This is a genomic window from Micromonospora sp. NPDC051227 (genome assembly GCF_044455385.1).
Classification (GTDB): Bacteria; Actinomycetota; Actinomycetes; order Mycobacteriales; family Micromonosporaceae; genus Micromonospora.
Genome location: NZ_JBITET010000012.1, coordinates 15,661 through 35,008, shown reverse-complemented (window position 1 = coordinate 35,008; position 19,348 = coordinate 15,661). Strand labels below are relative to the sequence as shown.

Sequence of the window (19,348 nt, the reverse complement as noted above, 5' to 3'; positions counted from 1 at the left end):
ATGATGGACATCGCCTGGGTCGGCCTGTTCCTGAGCGCGGCGGCTGTGGCGTTCGGCCTGGCAACAGGTGGCCGGCTGGCGCGGGGCGCGGTGTTGCCGTTCCGCGTCGATGTCGACTCGGACGGCTTGTCAATGCGGATTCCGAAGCTCAAGCGCCACCTGCTGTGGGATGAGGTTGCCGCTGTCGTGCTCGCCGACGCTCCCGCGACCGCCGACCGACGCACGCTACGGCGTCCACGTCTGCTCCTGGTGCCTGCGGCCGGGGTGAGCCTGGGCGTCCCGCTGCCCGAGAAGAGCCCGGTGGACGGCCAGGCGGCCACCGAACTGTTCGAGCTTGCTGAGGTGGCCTACGGGGAGGACCAGCTCGCGCGGGACCTGGCGGTGCTGGCGGGTGAGCGCTTCCACCATCTGTGCCGGCAACCGATCCAGCCGACCAGCGGGGTTCCCCTGCGGCGCTTTCCGGACGAGCCCGACGGTGCCCGGCTCAAGCGGTGGCTGGACCGGCGCAGGGCCCTGCTGTTCGTCGGCTGGTATCTGCTCGTCCTCGTCCCGTCGCTGTCGCTCACCGTCGTTGCGACACAGCACAACGAGCTGCTCGGCGGCATCGTGCTGGTCGTCTCCCTGGTGGTGGTCGGCATCGTCACCACAGTTGTTCGGCACTTCACCGAGAGTTGCCGGGACCTGGTCGACATCGAAGCGATGATCGACGGCGCTGACCTGTTAATCGGCGCTGACCTGGTAATCGATGCTGATCCGGCAGCGCCCCGGATCAGCCTGGTTTCCGGGGTCGTCACGGTGCTGCAACCGGATCAGCTGAAGGGTTTTGGCGATGCGTGGGTGCTGGCCCGCTCGGCAGACGAGGAGCCCCCGGTTCCTCTGCTGCTCCTCGGTGATCCCCGCACCGGACTGCTCCGTGGCCGGGATGACCTGCGTGCGCTGGAGGCGGTCCTGAGTGGCTCTGCCGACGAACGGGACCGCGCCGCGGGTCGGCAACTCGACGAACTGGCGTCGCGCGCGCCGGCACCGGTCGCGTCGCCCACCATGCCCTCGGCGGGAGCCCTGCCAGCCCGTGCCCACGCCACAGCCCTGTGGCAGGCGTCAAAGGGGGTGGGACGTGCTGTCGTGCTGCTCGGCGTCGTGGTCACGGTGGTGATCGCGGGCGGCTGGGTGGTCGAGGAAACGGCCGTCGTGGGGCCTGCCCTGATCATCACGGCCGTCGGCATGTTCGGCATGTGGATCTTTTACGGGGTGTACCGCGTACTGGTGCTGCTCAGGGCGCTACTGACGATTGTCGCGTGCGCGTTCCGCTGAGCCGGATTCCTGGCGCACCGCGAGGCTGACGGGTTGTGGTGTGACGACGTGTCGCGGCGGCTCGGTCAGCAGCGGGGGCGGTCGAGCGGAGCGGCGGCACCCGCGAGCGCTTCGACTGTCGCCGTCGGTGCGGTCGACCCCGCCAGCGTCGGTGCGGGCGCGACGGTGGGGCTCGGCGGGGCCGACGGTGAGCTGCTGGGCGTGGGCAAGGCGCTGGCGAGAGTGGCCGTGCTGCGTTGCACCTGCTTGGTGACCATGCGGATGCCGGTGGCGGTCGCCTGGCGTCCGTACACGTCGGTGACCCTGATGCTGTACGGCCCGGGACCGATCCCGCCCTCGATGGTCCAGTGGTTGTCGCTCTGCCGGGCGGCCTTGCGGAAGGCGCCGCCCGGCCCCTTCGCCTCGACCGAGCGGAGTGGGTTGCCGTGGTTGCCGACCTGCACCGCGAACCAGTACTTCGAGGCGCCGCCCTTCATCCGGAAGGTGAGCCCTCCGTCGAGCGGCGGGTTCACCACCGCCCGGTACGTCACGGGCGCGATGCCCTGCGACCGGTCCGCGATCTTGGTGAACGCCTCGATGGACAGATCGATCTTGCTGGGCCCGCAGCCGCCGCACTGGTCCATCACCATGACCCGGACCCTGCCCTTCGGGCCGCTCACCTCCAGGTAGCTGCCGCAGGCCGCCGATCCGGAGTACTGGGATGCGCCGAGGGCCACGTAGAGCCGGTCCGCCGGAGGGCCCGGGAAGGAGCAGTTGCCGCCGGAGCGGCCCGCGTCGTAGAAGCTGGCCTTTCCCTTGTGGACGGCGTTGCCAGTCGGCGGCGCGGCGCAGGCCGGGGCGGCGCCGCCGCGAACCGCGAGGGTGATGCCCAGGACGGCGGCCAGGGCGGTGACCCCTGCGCCGGCCAACCAGTGCCTGACCCGCCGACTTGACCGGGGCGTGCCGTTGTCGCCGGCCGGGATGTCGTTGTCGGGGGCCGTGCCTGGTGCCGTCACGGCGCCTGATGTTGCCGCACCGTGCTGCGGCAGCGCAAAGCCTTCCCACCGATCGTCACTCGCCGGATCGGCGGGGGCGCAATCCGTTGAGGGCGGTGCTGACGACGAGGTCGGCGTACTCGGTGGTGAGCGGGCCGCTGCGTTGCAGCCAGCGGTTGAGCACCGGCCCCCAGATCATGTCCACCGCCACGCCGAGGTCGATGTCGTCGGCGATCTGACCGGCCTGCTGGGCGCTGCGCAGGCGCTGCCGTTTGGCCTCCTTCAACGGCCCGTCCAACCGTTCGGCGTACGCCGCGGCCAGCTCGGGGTCGAGCGCGATCTCGGTGGCCAGCGCGCGCATCGGTTGCTCGTACCGGGGGTCGTTCATCTCCTCGACCGTCGCGCGCAGCACCACTGTCAGGTCCGCCGCCAGGTCGCCGGTGTCCGGCAGCGTCGGCGGCCCACCTTCGGTGGCCTCGCTGAGCATGAGGAAGGCGTCGAAGATGACAGCGCCCTTCGACGGCCACCAGCGGTAGATGGTCTGCTTGCCGACGCCGGCCCGCGCGGCGATGCCCTCGATGCTGAGCTTCGCGTACCCCGTTTCCTGGAGCAGGTCGAAGGCCGCGGTGAGGATGGCGCGCCGGGAGGTCTCTCTCCGGCGGGCCGTGTTGGGCGTCATGGGTGGAACGATACCAGCACACGAGACGGACCGTCTCGTCTTGACGGCGGCGATGTCGAGGGCTTAGTCTCGGCCCATCACGAGACGGACCGTCTCGTCTTGAAACTGTTGGAGAGCACATGCGTACCTGGTTCATCACCGGTGCCAGCCGCGGCCTCGGCCGCGCCTTCGCCGACGCCGCGCTCGACCGGGGTGACCGGGTGGTCGCCGCCGCCCGGACCATCACCACTGCCGACTTCGACGAGAAGTACGCCGACCGACTGCTGGCCCTGACCCTCGACGTGACCGACCGGGCGGCGGTCATCGCCGCAGTGAACACCGCCGTCGAGCACTTCGGCCGGCTCGACATCGTGGTCAACAACGCCGGCACCCTGTCGATGGGCATGATCGAAGAGTTCACCGAGGCCGAGGCGCGAGCCCAGTTCGAGGTCAACCTCTTCGGCGCGCTCTGGGTCAGTCAGGCCGTGCTGCCGCACCTGCGCGCCCAGCGGTCCGGCCACATCGTGCAGGTCTCCAGCATCGCCGCGCTCGGCGGCTTCCCGAGCACCGGCCTGTACAGCGCGAGCAAGTTCGCCCTGGAGGGCATGAGCGAGGCGCTGGCGATGGAGGCGGCGGCCTTCGACATCACTGTCAGCATGGTGCAGCCGGGCGGATACTGGACCGACCTCTACACCAGCGTGCGCGCCACCACACCGATGGACGCCTACGCGCCACTGCGCGCCGAACTGGAACGGCAGTGGGCGGAAGGCTCCATCGACAGCGAACCGCGGCTGGCCGCCGAGGCGCTGCTGCAACTGGTCGACAGCGACGAGCCGCCGCTGCGGCTCCTGCTCGGCAGCATGGTGTACGACCTGGCGTTCGACATCGCTCGCCGGCGGATGGACACCTGGGCGAGCTGGGAGCAGGTCAGCCGCGCCGCCGAACACGCCGTCGCCGATCCCGGGCGTGCGCATTGATGGGCAGTCGCCACCCGTGCACCCGCAACGTCTCGCCACAATTCCGACCCATGATCATGCCTGAATGCGGTCAGCCTGGGAAACACCTGATCCCCTTGTGAGGCGCGAATCAAGACGGAGAGGAAGCACCCATGGCTGTCAAAACCATGACGCGACCCGGCACCACGGAGATCCGGCCGTTCAAGGTGGAAATCCCCGACGCGGACCTCAAGGCAATGCGTGCCCGCATCGCCGCCACACGTTGGCCCGAAAAGGAAACCGTGCCGGATCAGTCGCAGGGCGTGCAGCTCGCGACAATGCAGGCCCTCGCGCGTTACTGGGAGAAAGAGTACGACTGGCGCAAGGTCGAGGCGCGGCTGAACGCACTACCGCAGTTCATGACCGAGATCGACGGCCTCGACATCCACTTCCTCCACATCCGTTCGAAGCACGAGGACGCCCTGCCGCTCATCGTCACGCACGGGTGGCCGGGTTCGGTGATCGAGCAGATGAAAATCATTGACCCGCTCACCAATCCCACCGCGCACGGGGCGAGTGCCTCGGACGCCTTCCATCTGATCATCCCGTCGATGCCCGGTTACGGCTTTTCCGGGAAGCCGAGCAAGCCCGGCTGGGACCCGCAACACATCGCAAACGCCTGGATCGAATTGATGAGGCGCCTCGGCTATTCGCGGTTCGTGGCGCAGGGCGGCGACTGGGGTGCGCTCATCACGGAGCTGATGGGTGTGCAGGCCCCTCCGGAACTGATCGGCATTCACATCAACATGCCGGGTGTGTACCCGCCCGACATTGATGCGATGCTCCAGTCCGGTATCACCGGTGCGAACAATCCTCTCGGGTCGCTTCCGTCCAACCTCTCCGACGACGAGAGGCGCGCTTGCGAGCAGGCGGACTTTTTCTGGAAGCATTCCAGCTACGCCCTTGAGATGGGACGCGCGCAGACGCTGACCGGATTGGCGGACTCGCCCGTCGCCCTGGCGACGTACATGCTCGACCATGACGCCGCCAGCCTGAAGCTCATTTCCGAGTCCGTCGCCGGGCAGCCCCGAGGGATCACGCCGGAGGACCTCCTCGACAACATCTCGCTCTACTGGCTGACGAACACCGGGGTTTCCTCGGCTCGTCTGTACGCGGAGAACCAACTCTCCTTCTTCGCGGCCAAGGGCGTAACGATCCCGGTTGCCGTGAGCGTGTTCCCCGACGAGCTCTACCAGGCTCCCAAGAGTTGGGCGGAGCAGGCGTATCCCAATCTCATCCACTACAACAGGCTGGACAAGGGCGGGCACTTCGCCGCCTGGGAGCAGCCGCAACTCTTCTCGGAAGAGATGCGGGCCGCCTTCCGGTCGCTGCGCTAGATGGCCGTGCACCTGCCCCCGCTGAACGGGGCGGCCGAGTGGCTCAACTCCGAGCCACTCGGCCCCGCCGACCTGGGTGGTCGCGTCGTCCTGGTCAACTTCTGGACGCTGACCTGCATCAACTGGCTGCGCCAGGAGCCGTACGTGCGTGCCTGGTCGCAGGCCTACCGCGATGACGGGCTGGTCGTCATCGGGGTGCACACCCCGGAGTTCGCGTTCGAGCACGACGTCGACTGGGTGCGGCGGGCGGTCGCGGCCCGCTCGATCGACTACCCGGTGGCGGTCGACAACGACTACGCGATCTGGAGCGCGTTCGACAACCACTACTGGCCGGCGCTCTACTTCGTCGACACCGACGGGGTCATCCGCGACGAACACTTCGGCGAGGGACGCTACGAGCAGTCCGAGCGGATGCTCCAGCAACTGCTCGGCATCGAGCGGGAACCCGTACCCGTCAACGGGCTCGGCCCGGAGGCGGAGGCCGACTGGACCAACCTGCGCACGCCCGAGACGTACCTCGGTTTCAGTCGCGGTGAACACTTCGCGTCGCCGAACGGCCCGGTGCTCGACGAACGCCGCGCCTACCAGGTGCCGGCGAGCCTCGGCCTCAACCAGTGGGCGCTGGCGGGGGAGTGGACGATCGGGTCGGAGAACGTCGTGCTGGACCGGGCCGGCGGCGGCATCGCCTTCCGGTTCCACGCCCGCGACGCGCATCTCGTGCTGGCCCCCGGGGCGGGAGCGTCGATTCCGTTCCGCGTATCGCTCGACGGCGCGGCTCCCGGCCCGTCACGCGGCGTCGACGTCGACGAGGACGGCAACGGCGTACTCCAGGACGGCCGGCTCTACCAGCTCGTCCGCCAGGACGGCGCGGTCCGGGAGCGGACCCTGGAGATCACGTTCGGCGAGCCCGGTGCCGCGGCGTACGCCTTCACCTTCGGCTGACGCGCAGATCGACAGTGTTCACAGTGTCGGAGACCGGTGAATAGCTCTTCACCTGGGCGCCGGGACGCAGACGGCTGTCGGTCGCGTACCGGTCGGCGAGCGCCTTCTCCGCGGCCTCGTCTCCGTCGTCGGCGGCGAGCAGCAACGCGGCGATCTCGTCCACGAGGGTGAGGTCGGCGGTGGCGATGTCCTCGGTCATCGCGCCAAAGCCGTCCCAGAGCAGCAGCTCGTCCTTCTGCCGATGGGCCAGCTCGTGCAGGACGTAGTTGTAGATGAACCAGGCGCCGTGGACCGGCATGTCGGGGGCCACGCCGTAGACGTCGGGATCGATCGTCCCGGCCCGGTACGCCGACCACACCCGCGCTGCCGAGTCGAAGAGCCCTGCCGTCGGGTCGATGTCGTAGCCGTCGAACCGCCAGTCGCCGGCCGGGTCGACCTCCGGGTCGGCCCAGACCCAGCGCTCGCCGTCCCAGTACTCCACCAGCACGTGATCGTGGTGCCAGCCGGGGGTGAAGTAGGAGGCGAAGCCGACCCGGCTGCGGCTGGGAATGCCGTGCTGACGGAGGATCGCGATCGACAGCAGTGTGTGGTCCCGGCAGCAGCCGGCCACCCGGTCAACGGCCGGGCGCTCAGCGCTCAACGGCAGGGGAAAGCGGGACTGGTCGGTGTCGAGGATGCGGTCCACCCAGCGGCGGTTCACCTCGTCCAGCCGGTCGACGGGCAGGTCAACTCCGCCGGCCCGGTAGTGGACGATCACGTTGCGGGCGGTCGCCGCCACTGTGGGGATGTCGGACGCCACGGCGTCGAGGAGCCCGCCGTGCCGACCAGGGTCGCTGTAGGGGGAGTGTCTCCGGTAGTCATTGAGGTCCATGGGGTCAGTGTCCGGTCCGCCACCGTGTCAGGGTCAAGGCGCTTTTTCCGGCTAGTGTCGACTGCTGTGACAACGCCCGAGATCACCATCGCCACCCCGGCGGACCGTGATGCGGTGGTTAATTCGCTGGTCGCCGCATTCGTCAAGGATCCGATCCTGCGGTGCCTCTTCCCGAACGAGGAGACCTATCCGCGGTACGCCGCCGCCTTCTTCGGGCACCTCTTCGACAAACGGGTGCACCAGTCGTCGATCTGGACGATCGGTGGGGGCGCGTCGGTCGCCATCTGGGAGCCACCGGCGGGGTCGCTGACCGGGTCACCGGAGGGCGGGCTCGCCGCTCACTACCCCGCCGACGTGCTGGCCCGGGTGCAGGGCTACGACGACGCCGTGCACGCCGCCCTGCCAACGTTCCCGTTCTGGTATCTCGGTGTCCTGGGCACCCACCCCGACAGTGCCGGACGGGGTTGGGGCCGTGCCGTCATGCGGGCCGGCCTGGCCCGTGCCGCCGCCGAGGGCCTGCCGGCGATCCTGGAGACCAGCAACCCGGGCAACGTCGAGCTGTACCGCCGGGCCGGCTGGGAGGTGGCGGGCTTCCTGCCGGAGCCCGTGCCCACCTGGATCATGCAGCAGCCGCCGCGCTGAGAAGTCACGCGTGACCGCCGGCGACGTGAGGTCGTCAGGCGGCGAAGATACGCGCGTAGATCTCGTCGATGACGTCGTTCTTCGCCAGGCCTTAGTCGCGGGGTCGGTGCGCGGTGTCCCGCGCGAGGCGCCGCTTGGTCGCGGCGTACCGCTCCCGGTCGTGCGGATGCGCGCGCAGCCAGTCGCGGAAGAGCCGGTGCCGGACCGGTTCCGGCGCGCCCTGCGGCCAGACGTGCAGGTTGACGTCCTCGGCGGGGCTGAGAAGCATCCGGTGCCCGTGCCACCAGGGCTCCCGCAGGACGAGTCGGTACCCGAGCCGTTCCAGGGCGGGGAGATAGGTGGCCTCCTCGGCAGTGTCCTCGATGACGAGGTCGACATCGATGACGGGCTTGGCGGCGAGCCCCGGCACCGCCGTCGACCCGATGTGTTCCACGCTGATGATCAGATCACCCAGCGCCTCGGTGAGCGACGACCGGACGGCGATGAACCGGTGCGCCCAGGACCTGTCGTACTCCTCGATGACGACGGACTCCCACGTCCGTGGCGGCTCGCCCACCAGGCCGGCGTCGACCTGTTCGGCGGTGCCGTGGAAGCGCTGTACGACGTCCTGCGGATACTCGGCCACGTCAACCTCCTCGGGAAGCAAAGTCCGCCAGGCTACGACACGACGACCGGTGCTGCCGTACCCGACCGATGCGGGCATCGGATGTCGGGTGGGCGACCCACCCCGCGACCTAGCGTCGGTACTCGAAAGGGAAGGAGGCCCGGGTGCTGGATCGGCTCAACGAGGCCATGTCGTACATCGAGCGCCACCTCGACCAGAAGATCGAGGTGGCCGAGCTGGCGCGGATCGCGCTGACGTCGGAGTACCACTTCCGGCGGCTGTTCTCCGCACTGGCCGGGATGCCGCTGTCGGAGTACATCCGTCGGCGTCGGCTCACCGTCGCCGGTGCGGACGTGCTGGCGGGGGAGCGGACGTTGCTCGACGTCGCTGTGCACTACGGCTACGGCTCGGCGGAGGCGTTCGCCCGGGCGTTCCACGCCGTGCACGGCGTGGGCCCCGGAGAAGCTCGGCGTACGGGGGCAGCGCTGCGCGCCCAGCCCCGGATGTCCTTCCGACTCACAGTCGAAGGGAGCGGCAGCATGGAGTACCGAATCGTCGACAAGGACGCGTTCGCACTGGTGGGGCGCAAGGCCCGGGTCCCGCTGGTGCACGAGGGGATGAACCCGGCGATCGTCGCGTTCATCCACAGCATCGACAAGGAGACGACCGAGCGGATCGAGGCGCTCTCCGATCAGGAGCCGAAGGGGATTGTCAACGTCAGCGACAACCTCGCCGACAGCCGGCAGGAGGGCACCGAGCTGGACTACTGGCACGGGGTGGTGACCGGCGCCGTGCCGCCGGAGGACCTGGACGCGCTGCCGGTGCAGGCCGGATCGTGGGCGGTGTTCACCACCGCCGGTGCGTTTCCACAGGCGGTGCAGTACCTGTGGCGTGACGTGTTCACCCAGTGGTTTCCGTCCAACCCGTACCGCAGCCGACCTGGACCGGAGATCTCCCGGGTCCGGGTGTCGGCGGACGGCACCCAGGCGGACGCCGAGCTGTGGATTCCCGTCGAACGGGTACCCACCCCTATGTAGAGTTCCGATACAGTGGTCGGATGCGGATGACCATTCCGGTCGCGAAGGTGCTCGCGGCGCTGCTCGCCAAACCCGACGAGCAGCGCTACGGGCTCGACCTGATGCGATTGACCGGCCTGCCCAGCGGCACCCTCTACCCGGTGCTGCACCGGTTGCAGGGGGCCGGCTGGCTGGCCGCCGACTGGGAGGCGATCGATCCCGTCGCGGCCGGCCGGCCGGCCCGCCGCTACTACCGACTGACCGCCGTCGGGGTGACGCAGGCCCGCCAGGCGCTCGCCGACCTGCGGGCCGCGATCCCCGACGGTGGCCGTCGCTCGTGGGGCGGCACCGAGCCCACCGGAGCACCAGCGTGGTGACCCGCCGGGCCGCCGAGCTGCTGTTGGAGTTGGCCGCGCGCCGCTGGCCGGCTGAGGTTCGCGACGACCTGCGCCGCGAGTGGGCCGCCGAGCTGCACGTCCTCGCGGAGAGCGGTCGCCGGACGAAGATGGTCGGCTTCGCGGTGAGCCTGGCCGTCAGTCGCGCCGGCGCCCCGATCGTCGATCGCACCCTGATGCGTGGTCGGGCCGGCCGCACCGTCGCCGCACTGCTGCTCTCCCCGATCGCCTGCGTCGGAATCGTGCTCGTCAGTGCGTTCGCCCTCATGCCGATCGAGCGCATGGTGGCCCCGAGTTGGTCCGAGCGGGCGCAGAGACCGCTCTGGTCCGCGTTCACCATCGGGTTGGCGCTGCTGCTGGCGGTGTTCGCCGCGCGCTGGGCCCGGCACACCGCACTCGACGGCTCGCTACGCATCGCGCTCGGCGTGGTGCTTCCCGTCGGTGCGGCCGTCATCCTGTTCATGTACGTCACCAACGCCGAGAGCCTGGCCGGCGCCGTACCCGGTCTGCTGCTCTGGTTGGCCGGCCTGACCCTCGCCCTGTGGGCCGCGGCGAGCCTCGCCGCCCGCGGTCACCTTCGCGCCGCCTGGTGGGTCGGCGTCCTCGGCGCGCTCGCCGCCGCGGACCTCGCGGTGATCCTCGCCGTCGTCGACACGTACCCGGGCGGAATCGGCGCTGGGCCGACGATCGACGCACGGGAGCGCGTCGACCCGATCTCCGCACCGCTGTGGCTCTTCGCCTGCTGGACGAACTGGAACTTCGGTCTGCCCCGACCGATCGACTGGGAGATCTTCCTGATCACCAACCGGGTCCTGGTAGAGCCCATGCTCTACCTGGCCTGCTCGCCCTACGCGCTCGCGTACACCATCCGGGCGGCCCGGTCGGCCCCCGCCGAGACGGTCGCCCTCGCGCCGACCCCGGTGTGAACCTCAGTCGGGTACGTCGTCCCACGTCGTACCCGGCTCCAGGTAACCGGCCAGCTGGTTCTCGCGCAACGCGTAAGCGATGACCAGCAGGGCGTGCTTGTCCAGCTCGGGCAGCCGGTCCAGCGGGAACCACCGCACGGCCAGCGACTCGTCGTCGTTGACGCGAGCGCTGCCGGCCACCAACCGGCAGAGGAACCCCAGGTTCAGGTAATCGCAGCGGTCCCCGTTCGGGTACGTGTGCGGGTGCGACACGGCGCTGGACATCCGCACCGGCGCCACCTGCAGGCCCGTCTCCTCGCGCACCTCGCGGACCAGCGCGGTGGCCGGCTGCTCGCCCGGCTCGACGAAACCGCTGATCACCGACCAGCGCCCGTCGTCGGCGCGCTGGCCGAGCAGCAGCTGGCCGGCGTCGTTGCGGACCACCGCGCTGACGCTCGGCAGCCACAGCAGGTCGTGACCGACGTGCTTGCGCAGCCCCACGATGTAGTCCGGAATCGCCATCCGGCGATCATAGATGTGCCCTACAGCGAGGCTCACCTGCGCATCTCCTGGTGTTCCAGTCCCACGCGTTTCGCCATTTCGCCCCGACGAACGCAATGCGTATCTACTGTGGAGATCGTCGGCGACTTGTGCGATCCGGTGGCGGCCGGCCGGTTCGCGGTGCACAGTGATTCCCATGAGCGACAGCGAACGTGGTGGGCAGTTCTACTGGTGCACCCGGCATCACCGGGTCGAGACGGACGCCAACGTGTGTCCGGCGAAGCACGTTCTCGGTCCGTACGACTCGGCGGCCGACGCGGAGAACGCCCTGCAACGAGTGCAGGAGCGGAACGAGGCGTGGGATGCCGAGGACGCTCGTTGGGCCGGGGACGACAGATAGGCGGCGCGGGACGGCTCGCGCCGAGGTATTTCGTGCTCCGCGAGGACGCACGCGAGAGCACGTCCCCCGAGGAGGGAACCACGATGGCCGAAGCACAGCAGGCCACCAAGCGCCCGGCCGCCCGACGCACCACCGCGAAGAAGACCGCCGCGGCGGAGCGGAACACGGCGGCGAGCCGGACCACCCCCGTGCGCAAGTCCACCACGGCTGCCGCGAAGGCACCGGCCCGCAAGGCCGCCGGCGGGGCGGGCCGCGCCCCGGCCAGGAAGACCACAACGGCGGCCACGAAGGCCCCCGCGAAGAAGGCCACGACCAAGACCCCCGCCGCGGCCAAGAAAGCCCCCGCGAAGGCCTCGACCACCACCCGCAAGACGACCACCGCCGCCAAGCGGGCCCCGGCGTCCACCGCGCGCAAGACCACCACCGCCGCGAAGAAGACCACCGGTACGGCGAAGAAGACGGTGAGCGCGGCGAAGAAGACCACCGCCTCGGCGGCGAAGAAGACCACCACCGCGGCGAAGGCCCCGGCGCGGAAGGTGGCGACCAAGGCGTCCGCCGCCAAGAAGACAGCCACGAAGAAGACGGCCGCGGCGAAGAAGACCGCATCGACCCGCCCCAGCGGCGGCGCGCGCAAGGCTCCGGCCAAGAAGGCCCCGGCCGCGAAGTCGACGGGTACCTCGTCGACCACCGCCCGCAAGGCGGCGGCGAAGAAGGCCCCGGCGAAGAAGACCGTTGCGACCAAGGCGCCGGCCCGCAAGGTGACCGCCCGCAAGACTCAGGCCCGCCCGGTCGCCGCCCGAGCCACCGCCCCCAGGGGGGCCCGCAGCGCCGCCCGCAAGGCGACCGGCTGAGCGCGGAGCATCCCTCATCGGGCGGATTTCCGGCCGGTCACCGGAAGCGGATCACTCGTGGCGCTGTCAGGATTGACCCGTGGTCATCCGACGCGTACTCGCGCCCCGCATCGACTTCGGCGCGTTGCGCCGCGAGCTCGGCCTGCCCGAGGAGTTCCCGGCCGACGCCCAGCGTGAAGCCGACGAGGCGGCTGCGGCACCGCCGCAGCCGCCCGTCGACCGCACCGACATACCGTTCGTCACTGTCGACCCTGCCACCTCGCGGGACCTGGACCAGGCGATGCACCTCAGCCGCCGGCCCGGTGGGGGCTACCGGGTGCGGTACGCGATCGCCGACGTCGCCGCGCACGTCACAGCGGGTGGGGCGTTGGAGGCGGAGACCTGGCGGCGGGGGCAGACCATCTACCTGCCCGACGGCAACGTGCCGCTGCACCCGCACACCCTCAGCGAGGGTGCCGCCAGCCTGCTGCCCGACGACGACCGGGCCGCGGTGGTCTGGACCATCGACCTGGACGCCGACGGCGGCACCGTGGCCGTCGAGCTGGAACGCGCCCTGGTCCGCAGCCGCGCCAAACTCGACTACACAGGGGTGCACGCGGCAGCCGAGTTCGGGCGGCTACCCGACCCGATCGCGCTGCTGCCGGAGATCGGCGACCGACTGACCGCCCGAGGGCTGAGCCGGGGTGCCATCAACCTGCCGCTGCCCGAGCAGGATCTGGAACCCGACGGTGAGGGCTGGCGGCTGGTGCTGCGCGCGCCGGTGCCAATGGAAGAGCACAACGCGCAGATCTCCCTGCTGACCGGGATGGCTGCCGCCGACATCATGCTGGCCGGCCGGGTGGGTCTGCTGCGTACCATGCCGGCGCCCAAACCGGAGGCGGTGCAGCGGCTCCGGGCCGCCGCCGCGCCGCTGGGCGTGCACTGGCCGGACGACGTGGGCCCGGGGCAGGTCATCGCCGGTTTGGACGCCGCCCAGCCGCGCGCCGCCGCGTTCATCGACCAGGCGGCCGAGCTGATGCGCGGTGCCGCGTACACCGCCTTCGACGGGGAGCTGCCGGAGCAGCCGGAGCATGGTGGTGTGGCGGCCGCGTACGCCCACGTCACGGCGCCGTTGCGGCGGCTGGCCGACCGGTACGCCACTGAGGTCTGCCTGGCCCTGCACGCGGGCCAGGCGGTGCCCGACTGGGCCCGCGCCGCGCTGCCCCGGCTGCCCGAGGTGATGGCGAGCACCGACCGGGTCGCCTCGGCGGCCGCTCGTGGCGCCGTCGAGCTGGCCGAGGCGGCGGTGCTGGAGCACCGGGTGGGCGAGACCTTCGAGGCGGCCGTCCTCGACGTCGACGCCCCGCCCAACGGCAAGTCCCGGCCCCGACCGCCCGGTGGCACCGTCGCGCTGGACGCCCCGCCGGTACGCGCCCGCTGTCTCGGCCAACTGCCGCTCGGCGAACGGGTCCGGGTCCGCCTGGTCACCGCCGACCCGGCGGCCCGTACCGTCCTGTTCGAGCTGGCCTGACCGGGCCGCCGCCCAGGCCCTGTTCTCGCCCGCTGGCGCGGTCCCTCACGTGCAGGGGGGATTCTCACAGCGCTCGGCGCTGCTGACGGGCCGAGCGGTTTGCGAGGATGAGGCCATGGCATACGACGCGAGCACGCTGCCCGACGTGTCCGGGCTGACGGTCGGCATCATCGGCGGCACCGGCGACCAGGGGCGGGGCCTCGCCTACCGGTTCGCGCGGGCCGGCCAGACGGTGCTGATCGGATCCCGGTCGGCCGAGCGGGCCGCCGAGTCCGCGGCCGAGATCGCCGCCCTGCCCGGGGTGCCGGCCGGCGGCAGCGTCACCGGTGCGGCCAACGACGAGGTGGCCCGACGCAGCGACGTGGTGATCATCGCGGTGCCGTGGGACGGGCACGCCGCCACCGTCGCCGCCCTCGCCGAGCCGCTCGCCGGCCGGATCGTCGTCGACTGCGTCAACCCGCTCGGCTTCGACAAGCAGGGCCCGTACGCGCTGACCGTCGCCGAGGGCAGCGCCGTGCAGCAGGCCGCCGCGCTGCTGCCCGATTCCCGGGTCTGCGCCGCGTTCAACCACGTCAGCGCCCCGTTGTTGGCCGACCCCGAGGTCGACCGGATCGACCTGGACGTGCTGATCTGCACCGAGGACCGCGAGCTGGTCGACGTCGTCGGCGCGCTGGCCGCCCGGATCCCCGGCATGCGGGGCATCTACGCCGGCCGGTTGCGCAACGCCCACCAGATCGAGGCGTTCACGGCCAACCTGATCGCCATCAACAAGCGCTACAAGGCGCACGCCGGCATCCGCGTCACCGATCTCTGACCCGAGCGGCCTGATCCACTCCGGTTTCATGAAGTCGCGGTGTCCCGGTGCCCGGGACACCGCGATTTTGGCAAACCCGAGTGGATCAGGCCGTACTCGGTGCTAGAAAGTGTGCTCGGCGGCGGGGAACTCGCCGCTGCGGACCTCGTCGGCGAACCGGCGGGTGGCGTCGGTGAGAGCGCCGGCCAGATCCGCGTACCGCTTCACGAAGCGTGGCGCCTTGCCCGTCCGCAGCCCGGCCATGTCCTGCCAGACCAGCACCTGAGCGTCGGTGTCCGGGCCCGCGCCGATGCCCACCGTGGGGATCGGCAGCTCGTGGGTGATCCGCTTGGCCACCTCGCCGGGCACCATCTCCAGCACCACAGCGAACGCTCCCGCCTCCGCCACCGCCCGTGCGTCGGCCAGCACCTCGTCGGCGGCGTCGCCGCGACCCTGCACACGGTAGCCACCAAGGGTGTGCTCGCTCTGCGGCGTGAAACCGATGTGCGCCATCACCGGAATGCCGGCACCGACGATCGCGGCGATCTGCGCGGCGTTGCGGCGGCCACCCTCCAACTTCACCGCGTGACAGCCACCCTCCTTCATGAACCGGACGGCGGTACGCAGCGCCTGGGCCGGACCCTCCTCGTACGAGCCGAACGGCAGGTCACCGACGACCAGCGCCTGCCGGGTCGCCCGCACCACGGCCCGGACCAGCGGAAGCAGCTCGTCGGCGGTGATCGGCAGTGTGGTCTCGTAGCCGAAGACGTTGTTCGCGGCCGAGTCGCCGACCAGCAGCACCGGAACACCGGCCTGGTCGAAGATCGACGCCGTGTACTGGTCGTACGAGGTGAGCATCGGCCACCGCTCGCCGCGCTCCTTGGCGGCCATCAGGTCGCGGGTCCGGACCCGTCGGGTGGCAGGGCCGCCGTACAGCGCGGTCACCTCGTGCGGAGTGGACTCCACCATCTCTGTCTCCCTTCCTCGAGGCCGCCTGCGCGGTCCCCGGGTTCCGTCGCGATCGTCGCACCGCGAGACGGGCTGACGGCAGGGCCCAGTGCAAGATGTCACTCCACCAGCGCGGGGCCGCCCCACCTGGCCACCCGGGACCGCGCCGCGAAGTCACCGCGCGGCGGCGCCGGGCCGCGCCACCGACCCGGCACCCCCAGGGGTACGGCTCAGCCGTGCTCGCGCCACCGGTTGGTGATCGGCAGACGGCGGTCCCGGCCGAACGCCTTCATGGAGATCTTCGTGCCCGGCGCCGACTGCCGTCGCTTGTACTCGGCGGTATCCACCAGCCGCAGCACCTTGTCCACGATTGCCGGGTCGTGACCCGACTCGACCAGCCCGTCGCGGCCGAGGTCGCCGTCGACGTAGCCGATCAGGATCGGGTCCAGGACGTCGTAGTCGGGCAGGCTGTCGCTGTCGAGCTGACCCGGGCTCAGCTCGGCGCTCGGCGGCTTGCCGATCGAGTTCTCCGGGATCGGGGCGGTCTCACCGCGCCGAGCCGCGTCCCTGTTGCGCCACTTCGCGAGCCGCCAGATCAGCGTCTTCCAGACGTCCTTGACCGGGTTGAAGCCGCCCACCGAGTCGCCGTACAGGGTGGAGTAGCCGACCGCCAGTTCACTCTTGTTGCCGGTGGTCAGCACCAGGTGGCCCTCCTGGTTCGACAGCGCCATCAGGATCACGCCACGGACCCGGGCCTGCAGGTTCTCCACTGCCACGCCGGACAGCGACAGGTTGGCCAGGAAACCGTCGACCATCGGCTGGATCGGCTCGACGCGGTAGTCCAGGCCGGTGCGCTTGGCCAGGTCGGCGGCGTCCTCCCGGGAGTGCTCCGAGGAGTGCTGGCTGGGCAGCGACACCCCGACCACCCGGTCCGGTCCGAGCGCGTCGACGGCGAGCGCCGCCACCACCGCCGAGTCGATGCCGCCGGAGAGACCGAGCACCACCGACGGGAACCGGTTCTTGTTGACGTAGTCGCGCAGACCCAGCACCAGCGCCTGCCACACCTCGGCCTCGTCGGCCACCGGCTCGATCAGCCCGCCGGTGGCGGCCGGGCCGGACGGCGTGTGCGGGAGGCCGTCCAGCGTGCTGTGCACGATCCGCATGCCGTCGGCCACCGTCTCGCTGGTCGGCGGGGTGGCGGCGGCCGGCAACTCGACGTCGTGCACGAGCAGGTGTTCGACGAACTGCGGTGCCCGGGTGAGCAGCTCACCGTCGGCGCTGACGATCATCGAGTCGCCCTCGAAGACCAGCTCGTCCTGGCCGCCGGTCATGTTGACGTACGCGATGGCGGCGCCCGCCTCGGCGGCCCGGCGGCGGACCAGCGGCAGCCGGATGTCGTCCTTGTTCAGCTCGTACGGCGAGCCGTTGATGTTGACGACCAGGCCGACGCCGGCCCTCCTGGCGGCGGCGAACGGACCGCCGGCCTGCCACAGGTCCTCGCAGATGGTCAGCGCGACGTCCACGCCGCCGAGCCGCACCACTGTCAGCGCGTCACCGGAGACGAAGTACCGGTCCTCGTCGAAGACCCCGTAGTTGGGCAGGTGGTGCTTGAAGTAGCGGGCGGCCACGACGCCCCGGTGCAACAGCGCGGCGGCGTTGCGGGCACCTCGGCCGGGCTCGGCGTCCCCGCTGACCTGCGGCGGGCCGTCGGCGTCCAGGTAGCCGACCACGACCGGCAACTCGCCGAGACCGTCGGCGGCCAGGTCGGCGGCCAGCCGCTCCACGGCGGCCCGGGACGCGGCGACGAAGGAACGCCGGAAGACGAGGTCCTCGACCGGGTACCCGGTCAGCATCATCTCCGGGAAGAGCACCAGCTGGGCACCGGCATCGGCGGCCTGGCGAGTCCAGCTGCGGACCAGGTCGGCGTTTCCGGCGAGGTCGCCGACGCTCGGGTTGACCTGGGACAGGGCGAGACGCAGGGTGGGCATGCCTTCATCTTGCCCCAGCCTCCGCGTGAGAATCCGTACCCTCCGACGAGATTGCCGCCACCTGCCGCGACGGGCACCCGCGAGGCCGAGGCGGCAGGAGCTCGGCCCTCCCGACGGCGGACGCGGCGGCACGGCGGGGGCCCGCGCTCGCCGGGCGGGACACGACGGGACGGCCGGCGGCAGTTCGCGTAACGTCTGCGTAACCAGGCCCGGGAACACTGGGCGATCAGGTCGGGTACAGCCCGGCCAAGGCGGACAAAAGAGTGTCGCGAGGGGTTGGGGAAGTGGACCGTCAGCAGGAGTTCGTCCTCCGCACGCTGGAAGAGCGGGACATCCGGTTCGTCCGGCTGTGGTTCACCGACGTTCTGGGCACGCTCAAGAGCGTTTCGGTGGCCCCCGCCGAGCTCGAGGCGGCCTTCGAGGAAGGCATCGGCTTCGACGGCTCGGCGATCGAGGGCTTCGCCCGGGTCTTCGAATCGGACATGGTTGCCATGCCCGACCCGACCACCTTCCAGGTCTTCCCCTTCGAAGGCGGGGTCAGCGGCGAGAGCGCCCGGATGTTCTGCGACATCCTGCTGCCCGACGGCGGGCCGTCCTGGGCAGACCCCCGGCACGTGCTGCGCCGCGCGCTGTCCAAGGCAGCCGAGAAGGGCTTCACCTTCTACACCCACCCCGAGATCGAGTTCTTCCTGCTCGAAAATGGTCCGCAGGACGGCTCGTTGCCCACCCCGGTCGACACTGGCGGCTACTTCGAGCACACCACCCACGCCGTGGCCCGGGACTTCCGCCGCCAGGGCGTACTGGCGCTGGAACGGATCGGCATCTCGGTGGAGTTCAGCCACCACGAGGTCGCGCCCGGCCAGCAGGAAATCGACCTGCGCTACGCCGACGCGCTGACCACCGCCGACAACATCATGACCTTCCGGCACGTGGTCAAGGAGGTCGCGCTCTCCACCGGTGTGCAGGCCAGCTTCATGCCGAAGCCGTTCACCGACCAGCCGGGCAGCGGGATGCACACCCACCTGTCGCTGTTCGAGGGCGAGCGCAACGCCTTCCACGACAGCGGCGACCCGATGAAGCTGTCCAAGGTGGCGAAGTCGTTCATCGCCGGTCTGCTGGTGCACGCCCGGGAGTACACGGCGGTCACCAACCAGTGGGTCAACTCGTACAAGCGGCTCTTCCCGCAGCACCTGCCGGACCGGATCACCGAGAGCCCGGCGTACGTCTGCTGGGGTCACCTCAACCGGTCGGCGCTGGTCCGGGTTCCCGCGTACGGCAAGCCCAACTCGGCCCGGGTCGAGGTCCGCTCGCTGGACTCGGCGACCAACCCGTACCTCGCCTTCGCGGTGCTGCTCGGCGCCGGCATGAAGGGCATCGAGGAGGGGTACGAGCTGCCGCCGGGCGCCGAGGACGACGTCTGGTCGCTGACCAGTGCGGAGCGGCGCGCCATGGGCTACGAGGCGCTGCCGGAGAACCTCGCCGAGGCGATCGACGTGATGGCCGGCTCCGAACTGGTCGCCGAGGTGCTCGGTGAGCACGTCTTCGACTTCTTCCTGCGCAACAAGCGGGCCGAGTGGGAGCAGTACCGCCGCGAGGTCACCCCGTACGAGCGGCAGCGCTACCTGGCCCTGTAGACGCAGGGGCTGACGCCGTTGCGCGCTGCCGCTATCGTCTCGATCACCGCGCCGGTACCCTTCCGGGCGGAGA

General features: G+C 70.6%; 20 protein-coding genes. 13 read left to right on the top strand and 7 right to left on the bottom strand.

Features of this window, described 5'->3' with window-relative positions:
- Positions 1 to 45: 45 nt before the first annotated feature.
- Entirely contained in the window at positions 46 to 1,311 is a 1,266-nt protein-coding gene (locus ACIA47_RS25165) for a hypothetical protein (protein WP_396710992.1), read from the top strand.
- A 65-nt stretch (positions 1,312 to 1,376) separates the two neighbouring features.
- Here ACIA47_RS25165 and ACIA47_RS25160 read toward each other — a convergent pair whose 3' ends face one another.
- On the bottom strand, positions 1,377 to 2,306 hold the full coding sequence (locus tag ACIA47_RS25160; RefSeq protein ID WP_396710991.1) for an expansin EXLX1 family cellulose-binding protein: 930 nt from the start codon (positions 2,304 to 2,306) through the stop codon (positions 1,377 to 1,379).
- 55 nt (positions 2,307 to 2,361) lie between these two features.
- The gene (locus ACIA47_RS25155) at positions 2,362 to 2,964 is read right to left on the bottom strand and encodes a TetR/AcrR family transcriptional regulator (protein ID WP_203122123.1); all 603 of its coding nucleotides are present in this window, start codon (positions 2,962 to 2,964) and stop codon (positions 2,362 to 2,364) included.
- 119 nt (positions 2,965 to 3,083) lie between these two features.
- Between ACIA47_RS25155 and ACIA47_RS25150 the strand changes: the two genes are divergently transcribed.
- The 3 genes from ACIA47_RS25150 to ACIA47_RS25140 all read left to right on the top strand — a co-directional run bounded on the left by ACIA47_RS25150 (position 3,084) and on the right by ACIA47_RS25140 (position 6,217).
- Positions 3,084 to 3,920, top strand: a complete 837-nt coding sequence (locus ACIA47_RS25150; RefSeq protein WP_396710990.1) for an SDR family oxidoreductase — start codon at positions 3,084 to 3,086, stop codon at positions 3,918 to 3,920.
- 131 nt (positions 3,921 to 4,051) lie between these two features.
- On the top strand, positions 4,052 to 5,275 hold the full coding sequence (locus tag ACIA47_RS25145) for an epoxide hydrolase (RefSeq protein ID WP_203122119.1): 1,224 nt from the start codon (positions 4,052 to 4,054) through the stop codon (positions 5,273 to 5,275).
- Positions 5,276 to 6,217, top strand: a complete 942-nt coding sequence (locus ACIA47_RS25140; protein WP_203122116.1) for a redoxin family protein — start codon at positions 5,276 to 5,278, stop codon at positions 6,215 to 6,217.
- Here ACIA47_RS25140 and ACIA47_RS25135 read toward each other — a convergent pair.
- Entirely contained in the window at positions 6,204 to 7,088 is an 885-nt protein-coding gene (locus ACIA47_RS25135) for a transglutaminase domain-containing protein (RefSeq protein ID WP_396710989.1), read from the bottom strand. The two genes, ACIA47_RS25140 and ACIA47_RS25135, sit on opposite strands and share 14 nt — an antisense overlap.
- A gap of 66 nt (positions 7,089 to 7,154) precedes the next feature.
- Here ACIA47_RS25135 and ACIA47_RS25130 point away from each other — a divergent pair, with 66 nt between their 5' ends.
- Entirely contained in the window at positions 7,155 to 7,730 is a 576-nt protein-coding gene (locus tag ACIA47_RS25130) for a GNAT family N-acetyltransferase (protein WP_396710988.1), read from the top strand.
- 91 nt (positions 7,731 to 7,821) lie between these two features.
- Here ACIA47_RS25130 and ACIA47_RS25125 read toward each other — a convergent pair whose 3' ends face one another.
- A complete protein-coding gene (locus ACIA47_RS25125) occupies positions 7,822 to 8,355 on the bottom strand; it encodes a GrpB family protein (protein WP_396710987.1) in 534 nt (177 codons plus the stop codon).
- A gap of 143 nt (positions 8,356 to 8,498) precedes the next feature.
- Between ACIA47_RS25125 and ACIA47_RS25120 the strand changes: the two genes are divergently transcribed.
- The 3 genes from ACIA47_RS25120 to ACIA47_RS25110 are packed head-to-tail and all read left to right on the top strand — an operon-like array spanning position 8,499 to position 10,671.
- A complete protein-coding gene (locus ACIA47_RS25120; RefSeq protein WP_396710986.1) occupies positions 8,499 to 9,371 on the top strand; it encodes a GyrI-like domain-containing protein in 873 nt (290 codons plus the stop codon).
- Between the two features lie 20 nt (positions 9,372 to 9,391).
- Positions 9,392 to 9,727, top strand: coding sequence for a PadR family transcriptional regulator (locus ACIA47_RS25115; protein WP_396710985.1), 336 nt, complete (start codon positions 9,392 to 9,394; stop codon positions 9,725 to 9,727).
- Entirely contained in the window at positions 9,721 to 10,671 is a 951-nt protein-coding gene (locus ACIA47_RS25110; RefSeq protein ID WP_396710984.1) for a hypothetical protein, read from the top strand. The genes ACIA47_RS25115 and ACIA47_RS25110 overlap by 7 nt, the downstream gene beginning before the upstream one ends.
- A gap of 3 nt (positions 10,672 to 10,674) precedes the next feature.
- On the opposite strand, the gene ACIA47_RS25105 is transcribed toward ACIA47_RS25110, so the two are convergent.
- Positions 10,675 to 11,172: an NUDIX hydrolase gene (locus tag ACIA47_RS25105; RefSeq protein WP_396710983.1), complete on the bottom strand. Its 498-nt coding sequence runs from the start codon at positions 11,170 to 11,172 to the stop codon at positions 10,675 to 10,677.
- A 175-nt stretch (positions 11,173 to 11,347) separates the two neighbouring features.
- Here ACIA47_RS25105 and ACIA47_RS25100 point away from each other — a divergent pair, with 175 nt between their 5' ends.
- The 4 genes from ACIA47_RS25100 (at position 11,348) to npdG (ending at position 14,726) form a co-directional block, all read left to right on the top strand.
- Positions 11,348 to 11,551 (top strand): hypothetical protein, encoded by a 204-nt coding sequence (locus ACIA47_RS25100; RefSeq protein WP_030330129.1) that lies wholly within the window; start codon positions 11,348 to 11,350, stop codon positions 11,549 to 11,551.
- A gap of 83 nt (positions 11,552 to 11,634) precedes the next feature.
- Positions 11,635 to 12,402, top strand: coding sequence for a histone (locus ACIA47_RS25095; RefSeq protein ID WP_396710982.1), 768 nt, complete (start codon positions 11,635 to 11,637; stop codon positions 12,400 to 12,402).
- A 79-nt stretch (positions 12,403 to 12,481) separates the two neighbouring features.
- Positions 12,482 to 13,912, top strand: a complete 1,431-nt coding sequence (locus tag ACIA47_RS25090; RefSeq protein WP_396710981.1) for an RNB domain-containing ribonuclease — start codon at positions 12,482 to 12,484, stop codon at positions 13,910 to 13,912.
- A 115-nt stretch (positions 13,913 to 14,027) separates the two neighbouring features.
- The gene (npdG, locus tag ACIA47_RS25085) at positions 14,028 to 14,726 is read left to right on the top strand and encodes an NADPH-dependent F420 reductase (RefSeq protein ID WP_357353920.1); all 699 of its coding nucleotides are present in this window, start codon (positions 14,028 to 14,030) and stop codon (positions 14,724 to 14,726) included.
- Between the two features lie 102 nt (positions 14,727 to 14,828).
- Here the strand turns inward: npdG and panB are convergent, their stop codons facing one another.
- Positions 14,829 to 15,674: a 3-methyl-2-oxobutanoate hydroxymethyltransferase gene (gene panB, locus ACIA47_RS25080; protein WP_396710980.1), complete on the bottom strand. Its 846-nt coding sequence runs from the start codon at positions 15,672 to 15,674 to the stop codon at positions 14,829 to 14,831.
- Between the two features lie 209 nt (positions 15,675 to 15,883).
- Complete coding sequence (locus ACIA47_RS25075; protein ID WP_396710979.1) at positions 15,884 to 17,641, bottom strand: NAD+ synthase; 1,758 nt, start codon at positions 17,639 to 17,641, stop codon at positions 15,884 to 15,886.
- Positions 17,642 to 17,925: 284 nt separating this feature from the next.
- Between ACIA47_RS25075 and glnA the strand changes: the two genes are divergently transcribed.
- Positions 17,926 to 19,275 carry a type I glutamate--ammonia ligase gene (gene glnA, locus ACIA47_RS25070; RefSeq protein WP_396710978.1) on the top strand — a complete coding sequence of 450 codons (1,350 nt, stop codon included), beginning with the start codon at positions 17,926 to 17,928 and terminating at the stop codon, positions 19,273 to 19,275.
- Positions 19,276 to 19,348 lie beyond the last annotated feature (73 nt).